The 12,597-nt window shown below is 37.4% G+C and carries 9 protein-coding genes; 4 read left to right on the forward strand and 5 right to left on the reverse strand.

Features of this window, described 5'->3' with window-relative positions; translation table 11 throughout:
• Positions 1-385 precede the first annotated feature (385 nt).
• The gene (locus tag H5201_RS08610) at positions 386-1,327 is read left to right on the forward strand and encodes a DUF4238 domain-containing protein (RefSeq protein WP_182784253.1); all 942 of its coding nucleotides are present in this window, start codon (positions 386-388) and stop codon (positions 1,325-1,327) included.
• Between the two features lie 133 nt (positions 1,328-1,460).
• Here H5201_RS08610 and H5201_RS08615 read toward each other — a convergent pair whose 3' ends face one another.
• Together H5201_RS08615 and H5201_RS08620 are read right to left on the reverse strand one after the other, a co-directional pair.
• The gene (locus H5201_RS08615) at positions 1,461-2,507 is read right to left on the reverse strand and encodes a patatin-like phospholipase family protein (RefSeq protein WP_182761022.1); all 1,047 of its coding nucleotides are present in this window, start codon (positions 2,505-2,507) and stop codon (positions 1,461-1,463) included.
• A gap of 73 nt (positions 2,508-2,580) precedes the next feature.
• On the reverse strand, positions 2,581-3,987 hold the full coding sequence (locus H5201_RS08620; RefSeq protein ID WP_182717275.1) for a sodium:alanine symporter family protein: 1,407 nt from the start codon (positions 3,985-3,987) through the stop codon (positions 2,581-2,583).
• A 295-nt stretch (positions 3,988-4,282) separates the two neighbouring features.
• On the opposite strand from H5201_RS08620, the gene H5201_RS08625 reads away from it, so the two are divergent.
• Positions 4,283-4,930 carry an AraC family transcriptional regulator gene (locus H5201_RS08625; protein WP_259399671.1) on the forward strand — a complete coding sequence of 216 codons (648 nt, stop codon included), beginning with the start codon at positions 4,283-4,285 and terminating at the stop codon, positions 4,928-4,930.
• Between the two features lie 50 nt (positions 4,931-4,980).
• Entirely contained in the window at positions 4,981-5,847 is an 867-nt protein-coding gene (locus H5201_RS08630) for a DMT family transporter (protein WP_182717273.1), read from the forward strand.
• 83 nt (positions 5,848-5,930) lie between these two features.
• On the opposite strand, the gene H5201_RS08635 is transcribed toward H5201_RS08630, so the two are convergent.
• The 3 genes from H5201_RS08635 to H5201_RS08645 form a co-directional block, all read right to left on the reverse strand.
• On the reverse strand, positions 5,931-6,911 hold the full coding sequence (locus H5201_RS08635) for a patatin family protein (RefSeq protein ID WP_145239058.1): 981 nt from the start codon (positions 6,909-6,911) through the stop codon (positions 5,931-5,933).
• Between the two features lie 239 nt (positions 6,912-7,150).
• Positions 7,151-8,146: an LLM class flavin-dependent oxidoreductase gene (locus H5201_RS08640; protein ID WP_182759763.1), complete on the reverse strand. Its 996-nt coding sequence runs from the start codon at positions 8,144-8,146 to the stop codon at positions 7,151-7,153.
• Between the two features lie 257 nt (positions 8,147-8,403).
• The gene (locus tag H5201_RS08645; RefSeq protein WP_182761024.1) at positions 8,404-9,162 is read right to left on the reverse strand and encodes a rhamnogalacturonan acetylesterase; all 759 of its coding nucleotides are present in this window, start codon (positions 9,160-9,162) and stop codon (positions 8,404-8,406) included.
• A 423-nt stretch (positions 9,163-9,585) separates the two neighbouring features.
• Here H5201_RS08645 and H5201_RS08650 point away from each other — a divergent pair, with 423 nt between their 5' ends.
• A complete protein-coding gene (locus tag H5201_RS08650; protein WP_182761025.1) occupies positions 9,586-12,300 on the forward strand; it encodes a TonB-dependent receptor in 2,715 nt (904 codons plus the stop codon).
• Positions 12,301-12,597: the final 297 nt, after the last annotated feature.

Raw genomic sequence — 12,597 nt, forward strand, 5'->3', positions numbered from 1 at the left:
CTATCAGCTATCAGCTATCAGCCAAAAATAACTTATAGCTTAAATTTTTCAATTAGTTTTAATTCAAATTTTTTATAGCTATACTTTTATCAAACGCGTCAGCTAAAGCAAATTTAAATAATTTATCTAGGCTATTTTCTCCTACTCGCCCATGGGCAGATTATAGAATTTGATATCACGACAACAAAATGACTACGCCTTGGGGTATAGTAAAACCATCTCATTTACAGTTAGTACACCGATATAAATGTTCTGCTAAGAAATCAGAGCAAATGTACCAAAACCTCAAAAGACAGACATCTACACAAGATAAGTATTTATTTGAATTACAGAACCAATTACTAGATATTGTTGGTGATATTTCAGAAAAGACAGGAAGTTAATTTTGCTAGAATCTAAAAAATTAGTACCCAAAAAAAATCATCATTTTGTTTGGCGGCGTTATCTAGAAAATTGGCAGGTTGATAATAAATTAGCTTACTTTGCTACTAAAAAACATATTGCAGCAACTGAAACCGCGCTTGGAGTAGCTAAGCAAGATTTTTTTTATAAATTGGAACATATTGAAAATTATGAAGATCTATATATTAAGATCATTCTTAAGTTTATATCTGATTCTAATTACGAGATAAACCTTCATTACTACAATTCGTTTAAAGCTGCTTTAAAACAATCCGATAGTGTTAATAACTGGAAAATTAACCTTTTAGAGAATTATCATTCTAAAATAGAGGGTAAAATGCTTAAAGTTTTGCCTCAACTAAGTAATGGTGATTTTAACATCCTTGAAAACTCAGATTACTTTAAAGATTTTATGAATTTTCTTGGTCATCAGGCAACTAGGACTAAGGATTTAAAAGATAGTAGTTTTTCTAAGTTAAATTTGTGGCCTAGATTTTCTTTAAATGAGAATTTTAGAGATGAAAAAGATATTGACATTCTATTGAGTGTATTTAGAAAACACTGGTGGTTTTTTAGTTTTGTCTTTGGGCAAAATTACGCTCTTAATCTCTTAACAAATTGTAATATCGATATTCATATCCCATTAATTAACTCTTCAGACATTTCATTTATTACTTCTGATTCACCAGTAGTAAGTCTTAAAAGTATTACTGGTAATGGTAAAGATCTCTATTTTCCAATCTCACCAAAGTTTGGGTATGTAATCTTACGTGATATAAACACTAAATTTTTTAATGAGTTATGTACAACAGAAGATGTAAAATTATTTAACTCATTAATTGTTCAAAATTCACATCAAACTTATTTTGCAGATTCAGAATCTTCTATAAATGAATACAAAAAGTTATTTATGAAAACTCACTAGTGTCATTATATCTTATTGCTAACATTGTAAATAATTGATAAAAAGGGCTTTCGCCCTTTCCTTTAATATTACGTACGATAATTTATGGATTATTAACTACGACTCATAAAACTACATTACTTGATAGATTAGATCATTCAATTATTTTCAGCTCAATATTTTCGCTATTGAGTTTTTTATCAAAATCATCGGCTAGTTTTTCAGTCTCGCTAAATACTGTTCGCCAATATTTTATACGTGTATCCGCATCGAGATCTGTAAAGTCGTTTCTGTCGGGGATTTTTCCGTAAGGTAAGCTGGCGATGAATTTTTTAGAGGGTGTGATCATAACCACGTTATCGTAATTTTCAGCGGCGACTTTACGTTTTAAGCTTTTATCAAACCACCCTGCTTTTGGATCTGAATTGAAATGTGGATATAGAATAAGTCCAGGATTGTTAATTTTAAAATCAAAGTGGTAATCAACAATACCACCATCGCGATACATACCAGGCGGCGATCCAGCTATATTTTTAATGCCTTGCATAACAAGTGGTATTGAGCCCGATGCGAGTAACGCATCCTTTAAGTTATCCGTTGTTAAGTCTAGTTGGGTGGTTTTAAATTTATAATTATCTTCAAGTTGAAAGTTACTGTTTGGAGCTTGATATATAAACCGCTCATATTGCTTTGTCAAAAATCGACGGTTAACTCGATTACTTAAATAGCTTTTTGTCAGCCCAAGCAGTTGCAACGCTTTTTGCTCACTGGCTACTAAGCCATTTGATTTAGCAACAATAAAATGTGATTTGAAAACTGGATTATTAATTATTTCAGCAACACCATTGTCGCCAAATACATCTTCTAGTAACGCACGGGCTTTAGTGGTTATTTCTTGCGGTGTTGGTTTATTACTCGAGTAACGAGTTTCACTGTATGATTTTGCTAACCGCGTAATGGCGGCAACGGGATCATTTTGTGAAAAACACGCAGCGCGAAAAGCGCCAGCCGATGATCCAATTAAATTGAGTTGCGATGATCGGTTTTTAAAAAACTCACCAAAAATATACTTATCTAAACCAAATAAAGTAAACCATTTAGGGCCACCGGATGCACCTAAAAAGGCATTAAAAAGGTCGGGCTTAAAACCTTGTTCTGTAATTATTTTTGCCGCAGTTTTACCTGCATATATATCAATCATAAAAATACTTAATCATTTTCAACAACCAGCAAGGTGAATACTTATGCAAAAAACCTCGCGACAATAGTCATGTTTAGTGCCAAATACCCTGCTCGGTTTTACCTTGAATGAGCACATTTTTTGCATTAAATTCAGGCTCAATACCTTCAGCTCGTTGCCTATTATAATCGTCTGTGACATTTAAAATAGTCGGGGTGAGCAGTATTATGGCAATTACATTGACAACTGTCATCAAGCCAAGAGCAATATCGGCTAAATCCCATACTTCTTTTAATGTGGCAGACGCCCCCCACATCATCATTGATAGATATAAAAATGTGTAAATGCCGCGCCCTACTTTATTATCGAGCTTAAATAAATGTAGGTTACTTTCGGCGTAAGCGTAATTAGCCACTACCGAGGTAAAGGCAAATAAAGTAATGGCTGCTGCTACAAAGTACACGCCCCCTTGTGCTAAATGTGCGGTCATTGCCGCTTGTGTTAAGCGAATGCCTGCCATCTCACCACTGATATCAATATCAGCCAATAAGATAATCACAGCGGTACAACTACACAACACTATAGTATCAAAAAACACCCCGAGCATTTGAATATACCCTTGCGTTACTGGGTGATTTGGAATAGGCGACGCACTTGCTGATGCATGCGGCACACTACCTGCACCGGCCTCATTAGAATATAAACCACGTTGAATACCGTTTTTGATTGCCGCGCCCATTGCGCCTGCACCGGCTTCTTGCAGCCCAAAAGCAGATAAGAATATATCCTTCAACATAGCAGGTACTTGGGTGAAGTTAATCAAGGTAATAATCACAGCTGCCAGTACAAATACAATGCCCATCACCGGCACTACTCGCTCAGCAAAGCGGGCAATAGCTTTAAAGCCACCGAGTATAATAGAGCCTGCAAGTAGGGTTATGACTATGCCTGAATATAAGGTTGGAATTTCAAAAGCGAAATTAAGCGCATCAGTAATGGTGTTGGTTTGCATCGCGCTAAAAGTAAAGCCATAACCTAAGAACAAACACAACGCAAACGCGATAGCGAGACTACGACTGCCTATTCCTTGTTGAATATAATAAGCGGGGCCACCTCTAAATTCGCCTTGACTATCGCGTACTTTATACACTTGGCCAAGTACGCTTTCTGCAAAACCGGTCGCCATGCCCAGTATGGCAATCACCCACATCCAAAATATGGCGCCACTGCCACCTAATGATATCGCAACAGCAACACCGGCTAAATTGCCAGTTCCAACCCGCGCACTTAATCCGGTGCACAGTGCTTGAAACGAACTAATGTCGTTTTTATTGCATTTGCTACTGCCTTTGAGAAGGCTGAACATGTGTTTAAATTTTAAAATTTGAATCAGTTTTAAGCGTACTGAAAACCAAATACCTGTAAACAGTAAAATGTAGATCAGTATTTGTCCTTCACCCCAAAGCAGGTTATTTATACTGCCTACGATTAAATCAAACATGTTTGCCCTTGTTATTATTTCTCAACCTGCAATAGAATACATATGCTGAATTTAAGAATATTTAGTTGGCAATACTTTATCTTGCTGATATAAATTAGCAAGTATTGAGTGTATTAAAATAACAAAAAGTTATTTACAACACCCTACAATTCCCTTCATGATTGTTTGTCATAGCAATTATTAAATTTAATAGATGAATAGCTTATCGATTCGATACTACACACGAAAAATCCACAGCCACCAGCACCACTATCACCAACTTGTTTTACCACTTTGTGGCTATATAGAACTTGAAATGAATAATTTCTCGGCGCCTGTTGGTGTTGGTCAATGTGTTGTGATCCCTAAAAATACTCTACATGCGTTTAAATCAGATGAAAATGCACGTTTTATAGTGGCCGATTTATTAGAGCTCCCAAATAACTTAACGACGATGAATGCCCCCTGTTTCAGTATTGACGATAAATTAATGAGCTATCTAAGTTTTACCCAAAAGCAGTTGCAAGGTGTAACTAACATAGATGAAGCAGCGTTATGTTTTAATTTATTTTTGGTGTTACTCAGGCAACAAACTACCAATGCGACTATTGATCCGCGGATAAATAACGTTTTGTTATTAATAAAAAAAGATTTATCGATAGACTATACATTGAATGATATGGCTGCGGTTGCATGTTTAAGTGTTACTCAATTCAAAGCGGTTTTTAAGCAATGTATGCACACCAGCCCGGTTAAACATCACACGCAATTAAGAATGGAACATGCACGTTCCTTACTTTGTTACTCTGATTTACCTATAGCAGTAATTGGTGAACAGGTTGGTTATAACGACCCATCAGCTTTTAGTCGCGCCTTCACTTGCTACTTCAAACAATCCCCCACGAGACTTAAAAAAGCAGCTTTAACGTCAACAATATCGTCTTTTAAGCACAGTGTTAGATAGTAAAATTGATAAACTACCTTTATCAATTAATTTTTAATTAAATGTTTGCTATGTCTACAATTTTCGGCGTATTAGCTATTTTTTTATGGGGTGCATTAGCACTGTTGGGTAATTTAACTAAAGCATTACCGGCTTTTCAATTACTATTTATGTGCTTCTTTGTGTCGTTCTTATTGCTGTTTATTAAACGGCTTGTTACCAAGCAGCCTTTGTTAACTCTGCCTACACTTGGTAAGGCGCAAACAATTATTGGTATAGTTGGCTTATTTGGTTTTCATTTTTGTTATTTTATGGCACTTAAATATGCACCATTGATTGAAGTTAGCCTGATTGTATATTTATGGCCATTGTTATTGGGTGTTTTTGTCGCACGGTCTGAAAACAAAATAAATGCGATTATAGGCGGGCTGGTTGGTTTTATAGGGATCGTGTTTTTAATTAGTGATGGCAGTGGTTTTACTATCAATAGCCAGTACTTTTTAGGCTACCTATTTGCTGCGAGTTGTGCGCTATTATGGTCGAGTTATTCATTGTTCATGACTCGCTTTGATAATCACGTTGATGATATTGGTTGGCTTTCTCTTTATGTAGCTATTTTGGCCTTATTGGCACATATATATTTTGAACAAACAGTCACGCGTTTTTCATTAACGCAGACTGTAGGTATTTTTTTGTTAGGGTTAGGACCTGTCGGTGGCGCATTTTACTTATGGGACATCGCTTTAAAAAGAGGTAATAAAACGTTACTTGCCTCTTTGAGTTTTTTAACACCGTTACTTTCTACCGTGTTACTGGTTATGGCTCAACAAATACATTTTTCATGGGCAATTTTAATTGCATTGGCATTTGTTTTAATTGGCGCAGCGATCAGTAATTATAAATGCAGGCCTCGGAGCGTTAATGCGAGCCATTTATGACTCGCTTATTAATTACAAACTAACAACACCGGATACTTATCCAACTCACACGCAACTGATCGGAATAAATTTATCAATACTAATTAGTTAGCTACAGCAACAGGATGGGTATTGTTTGCTGGGTATTGCTCAGTAAAATAGTTATTACCTGCCAATAAACCTAATTTATAATCACGACGTAGATCATTGGTTGAACTACCAAGTAATTTGCTCGAAAGCTTTTGGTTTGCAAAAATTTGTATTATTTCTACATCTTTAGGAGGATTGGCAATAAATGCTAACTCATCCTCATACGCTTGTTCGTGTTGTAATAAGTAATCTAAGGTTTTTGGGCAATATCCTGATGCACAAACAAACGCTTTTAACTTGTTTACCCATGCCGACTGCGCTTGAAAGTCTTGATCAACTGTGCGGATCACCACAATTTTACGTGCACCACGATTGTAGGCCTCGCGCACTGGTAGTGGCGCAGCAAGGCCACCATCTAGGTAAAAGTCTGACTCAGCGTGTACGTCGGTTTTATCTATTTCATTAGCAGCTAATGCATTTAACCATGGCGTGAGTTTTACACCTTGTTTATATAAAAATGGCAGTGCACTTGACGCTTTTAATAGATCTCGCCATTGCTGGCCTTCACCGGTTGGTGATAAAAAATAAGGTTTTCGATCACGGGCATTAGTGGCGGTAATAAGTAACTCCCGTTCACCCAAACTGGCTTTTGCAGTTTTAAAATCAAGTGCTCTGTTAACTTCGGTAGTTTTATCAAAGTACCAGTCTAAGTCGACTATATGTTTACCTACTAAACCACGGCCTAATTGAAAAAATCGTTTGTGACGCGAAAGCCCTCTTATTAAGCGTTTGGCATACCCTTTTTGGCGAGCTAAATAGCTAGTAAGATTTTGTGAACCTGCTGAAGTACCAATAAATAAATCGAATGGGTCATATTCATGTTCAAGCCATGCATCGAGTACACCTGCGGTGAAGATCCCTCGTTGCCCACCACCTTCCGCGATCAATGCTGTTTTATCGAAAGTATTTGTGATTTTGGGGTCTTGAGGTTTCAAAATATGCCTTCCTTTGTAATTACTTTACTGGTTTATACCTTCATTTTAATGTGTTTAAATCAAACGTTAAAATTGATTATATAAATCGAATTGATTATAAAAACAGAACGCAAGCTTAAATAAGATTAGTGCTGTGTTTTGCACTTTTAAGTAGAGTTCAGAAACTAGTAAACTTTGTGTATTAGCTCGTTTCTGTATTGTAACGGGAGTTAAGTGTACCTTAGCTTAATTTTCAGTGGTTATGCTTTTATTGACCGTAAAATCTCCAACGCGTGATGACGGTCGCTACTTTGGTAAAGATCATTGGTAAAAATGAATTCATCGACACCAAGCTCTTTGACTATCATATTTAGCTTATGAGCAATGGTCACAGGACTCCCTACCACAGATAATCCTAAAAAGTTTTCAACTTGAGCCTGCTCTTGCTCATTCCATAATCCAGCCATGCTTTTAACGGGAGCTTTTAGCCATAAAGGATCACCACGTAACAGTGCTAAGATACGCTGTTTTGACGTGGTTGCTAAAAACTGTGCATGTTCATCGCTATCTGCTGCAACAATCGGTAAGCCAAGCATTACATAAGGTTTGTCTAACACATCAGAAGGTTGAAATTCACGGCGGTATAAAGCGATTGCATCATAAACAAAACGCGGTGCAAAGTGGCCAGCAAACACATAAGGGAGGCCTTTTTTAGCTGCTAGTTGCGCACTATATAAACTGGAACCAAGTAACCAAATAGGTACATTGGTATTCTCGCCAGGAATAGCGCGAACAGGGTGACTACCATCGTATGGGCCTAATAAAGTTTGCAGTTCAGTGACTTCATCGGCAAAGTTTTCAGCGCGTCGTTCATCTCGGCGCAGAGCACGACTGGTTATATGATCGCTACCTGGTGCGCGACCTAAACCTAAATCAATACGCCCAGGGTATAAACTCTCTAACGTGCCGTATTGCTCTGCAACAATCAGTGGCGGGTGATTTGGTAACATAACGCCACCAGCACCTACTCGTATAGTTTTAGTTTGCCCTGCTATGTGGCCAATTAATACAGAGGTTGCCGCGCAGACAATTCCCGGCATATTATGATGTTCAGCCATCCAAAATCGGTTAAAACCGAGTTCATCAGCTTTTTGTGCATAAGCGACACTATTTGCAAGAGTACTTGAGACGGTGGCATCTTCTTTCATTGGGCTAAGCTCAAGTAAAGAAAACGGTATTGCAGATAACCCAGACATGCGTACTCCTCATTGCCTTTAATAAGTGATAAAGATAGTCAAAATAATTTAACCATCATTACATTAATGGGTCTGCTGGGTGGTTAATTCAATCATTGATTTTAACTACTCAATTGATCCTGTCGATTAAGCTAAGTGCAGAGTGATTATTGCATTAAATGCACTTACACTCATTCAATGCAATTACAATACACTAAATAAACTACACACGTTATTAGCTGTATCAAACATAACAATATGATTTATAAATATTATTTTTATTTTAAATGTTTTGGATCAGGTATGCGTAATTGTTTAACGAGTGGGTGATTTATTTTTTTCATTTCTATTAATACTAATTGAGCAACTTCTCGAGCACCAAGTTCATTGAAATGGGTATTGTCTTCTACGCCCATAGGGTAATTTGGATGTAAGTTAGGTGCTATATGCATAAAACGTAGGCGTGAGTTGATCCCACCAAGCTTTTGAAAATACTGTTGGGTCACCCGTTCCATGTCAATAAAATCGACCCCTGTCTGTTTAGCTACATCTCTTACTATATCAGCGTAAATAGGATGGGTGTCCTTGATCTGACCTTTTTCATCAAAATAACGACGCGTTACCGGGGTCATCAGTAATGGCTGTGCCTGCTTTGCTCTTACTTCAGCAATAAAATTAACTAGGTTTTGCTTATATTGCTCTGGTGTAGTGTAGCGGTCTACTTTCTGTTTTGACTGATCGTTATGACCAAATTGAATGATCACAAAATCATCTTTATTAAGTTCATTTATAATGCCCGCCCACAAGCCTTCACTGATAAAGGTGCGTGTACTACGACCATTTTTAGCACGATTTTTAACGTCGATGCTGTCATTAAAAAAGATACTAAAGGGCATTCCCCAACCTGTTTCAGGGTAATCCTTCACTTCTTTAATTGACATGGTTGAATCCCCTGCCATAAAAAGCTGAACTTTAGTAGTTGCTGACATACTTGAAAAACTCACCATGATAAATATTGCTGCTATTAATTTTCCCATTCTACTCGCTCTTTATTGTTTTTAAAAAATCAGTTTAGCTCTTTATAAAATTATCTTTTGTAATTGAGTGAAAAAATAATTTTACTTAATTGTGGTTGTCGTTATAAACATACCATCAACTGCCACCGGTGGCAAATAACAAGTTAAATCATGGTGCTGAATAAAATTAAACCAAGACTTAATGTGCATTTACTGCCAAATAAATGTAAATAAAACATAAAAAATGTAATTTATTAGGTTTGACAATATGCTTTTTTAGATATAGCTTGATTCCTATGCCACCGGTAGCATTTGTATTTAGCTGATATTGCTATCGATTCAAATCATAGTTTTATGACATTTAATCATAGACTTATATTTGACTGGCTAAATAAAGTAATAAAAATAAAAACTCAAATCAACAGCATAAAAAAGGAACACACAATGAAGACTGCAAATAAGTTCGTTCTCAAGCCACTTAACTGCATTGTTAGTGCCTTACTACTGGGCACAACATCGTATGCAATCGCAGCCGATGAACAGCCACAAACAGATACTAAAGCCCAAAATGACATTGAGTTAATTCAAGTAACTGGATTTAGATCATCATTAAATAAATCGTTAGCAACTAAACGTTTTGAAGTAAATACCACTGAATCTATCGCGGCTGAAGATATTGGTAAATTCCCTGATCTGAATATCGCCGAATCATTACAACGTATTCCTGGGGTAGCTATTTCTCGTGAAGGTGGTGAAGGTAGGCAAATTACCTTACGTGGTTTAGGTCCTGCATTTACACGTACTACCTTAAACGGTATGGAAGTACCTGCTAGTACCGATGGCACCGACTCTGGTGGCGGCGTAAATGGTGGCCGTGCATTTGACTTTAATATATTTGCATCCGAACTATTTAATCGTGTTGATATCCAAAAAACGCCCACGGCCGCAACTGAAGAAGGTGGTATAGCGGGCACTGTTGATATGTATTCTGCACGTCCTTTTGACACAACAGGCTTTCATGTTGCAGCGTCTGCGCAAGCCGGTTATAACGACCTCACTGAAGAAGTCGACCCACGGATGGTATTTATGATCAGCAACACATTTGCTGATGATACAATCGGGGCTTTATTCTCTGTCGCAAAATCTGAACGCACCGTGCGCCAAGAAGGCTTTGGTACAGTACGCTGGACCACCCCCGTACTTGATGGTGGCGGTATATACGCAGATACTTCTAATACTGAAGTAATTGGCACACCCAACACCGGTAATTGTGAATTTGAAGGGCAAAGCGTTGATCCAGTAAACTGTTTATATACCCCTCGCCTGCCTCGTCCTGATTTTTTTGGTAATGAACAAGACCGCTTAGGTTTTACCGGATCTTTACAATATGCCCCAAATGATGATCTCGTTCTTACCTTAGATACATTACATTCGACACTCGATAATGACCGTACTATGTACAACTTTTTCGAGATGTTTAGAAACACATTCAGCGAAATTACTCCTGAATCGATTACCATTGCTGACAATGGCAAACAGATCCAAGCAGCGACATTTAACGGCGTTAAATCTCGAGTAGAAAGCCGTCAGCAGATTTCAAAAACAAAATTTCAACAATACGTATTCTCAGCTAAATATCACTTATCTGATTACCTTCGATTAGACGCTATGGTGGGCACTGCTGAATCGGATGCTCGCTCTGAGCAGTATCGTTATAACATGACTAATAACACACCTCATAGAGTATCGATGGATTTTGGCACCAGCAATAATACCGCTGTGATGAATTACGATTACGATACTCTAGATGCCAACTCTTTTGATTTAGCCGATGGGCGCTTACGTGCAACAGATGTACTGCGCGAAAATGACACCGCTAAAATTGATTTATCATACGAGATGGATATGATGAATATCAAAGGCGGTATAGCCTATAACGACAGAACGGTTAGTTACGATGAATCACAAATAAACGGTTTTCCTGATCAAGATTCTGCAGCTGGATTTTCTCAGTTAATGCCCTACGATGATTTTGGCAGCGGTTATGACGGCACGTTATCACCCTTTATAGTGGCTGATTTTGATGCAATAAATTCACAGCTTTTAGTTAAAGAGTGGGTGCCACGCAGTGCACAAAGCTGGAAAGTTGAAGAAGAAACAATGGCTGCCTATGTGGAAACTAATTTTGAATATGAAATTTCCGATATGCTACTACGCACAAATGCAGGTGTTCGCTATGTAAAAACTGAAACCACATCAACAGGTTTTATTCAAACTGATGCGGTATCAATCGACAATAGCTATGACAATGTTTTACCGGTGCTAAATTTAGCCCTTGATGCAACCGATGATGTGATTGTAAGGCTGGGTTTATCTAAAACCATGACCCGCCCGAGTTTGAGTTCACTCAATCCTGGTAATCCATCGTTTTCTTATTTAAACGGCACTGTTAGTGCGGGTAACCCATTCTTAGACCCTTTCACCTCTACCAATACAGACGTTGGTGTTGAATGGTACTTTGCAGAAGAGTCGCTATTAGCAGCAACAGCGTTTTACAAAGACATTGGCTCTTTTATAAAAAGTGATAGTGAAGAAAAACTCGTCGATCCTGCTTATTTACCCTTTATTGATAATGATCCGCAATATGATCCATCAAGTGCGCTCGATCCTAGAACTACCCCTTACACACATTTCGTCCCTGTAAATGGACAAGGTACTGTGATCAAAGGGCTTGAACTTATTTATCAGCAACCTTTTTCATTCCTACCTGGGTTGTTAAAAAATATGGGGTTAGTGTCTAACTATACGTATGTCTCTGCAGGTGAAATTACCGGCCTTTCTAAAAATTCTTATAACTTTACCCTGTATTATGAAGAAGAAAACTATGGCGCTCGTGCCTCAGTAAATAAACGCGACAATTACATCACAGATTACACGGGTAACAATGGTAATGCCGAAGAAGCGACATCTGGTCCAACACATTTTGACCTATCTGCTTTTTATAATATTAATGAAAATGTCACTGTAACATTTGAAGCTATTAACCTTACCGATGAGTATGAACGCCTATATACAACAGGTGATGGCAGTTTAGATTTACCGCGTGAATATAATCATACCGGCCGACAGTTCTTTTTAGGAATACGCTACAACTTGTAAAACAGTATTTAAATTTTAAACTCCCCTAAGGAAAACAGCTTAATTAACATTTTAATTAAGCTGTTTTTTTACGCACAATACCAACAACTCAATGTTAATTGCCTTTCTTAATTGATAATCAAAAATTACTCACATACTAACAAAAATATTCTTATATTGTTTTTATACGACTAAAGTAGCGCATCCATTATTTATAATTAAAATACAATGCCACCGGTGGCAAATAATCAGTTAAATCATAGTACTTATAGATAATGTTGCACTTGAATGGTATTCGTATGCTGTTCTAAATGTAAA

The organism is Pseudoalteromonas sp. SG43-6 (assembly GCF_014164365.1).
GTDB lineage: Bacteria > Pseudomonadota > Gammaproteobacteria > Enterobacterales > Alteromonadaceae > Pseudoalteromonas > Pseudoalteromonas rhizosphaerae.

Coding starts and splice junctions, on each gene's coding strand:
- H5201_RS08615 (WP_182761022.1), bottom strand. CDS start 2,507: ATGATTGATATATATGCAGGTAAAACTGCGGCAAAAATAATTACAGAA.
- H5201_RS08620 (WP_182717275.1), bottom strand. CDS start 3,987: ATGTTTGATTTAATCGTAGGCAGTATAAATAACCTGCTTTGGGGTGAA.
- H5201_RS08625 (WP_259399671.1), top strand. CDS start 4,283: ATGAATAATTTCTCGGCGCCTGTTGGTGTTGGTCAATGTGTTGTGATC.
- H5201_RS08630 (WP_182717273.1), top strand. CDS start 4,981: ATGTCTACAATTTTCGGCGTATTAGCTATTTTTTTATGGGGTGCATTA.
- H5201_RS08640 (WP_182759763.1), bottom strand. CDS start 8,146: ATGTCTGGGTTATCTGCAATACCGTTTTCTTTACTTGAGCTTAGCCCA.
- H5201_RS08645 (WP_182761024.1), bottom strand. CDS start 9,162: ATGGGAAAATTAATAGCAGCAATATTTATCATGGTGAGTTTTTCAAGT.
- H5201_RS08650 (WP_182761025.1), top strand. CDS start 9,586: ATGAAGACTGCAAATAAGTTCGTTCTCAAGCCACTTAACTGCATTGTT.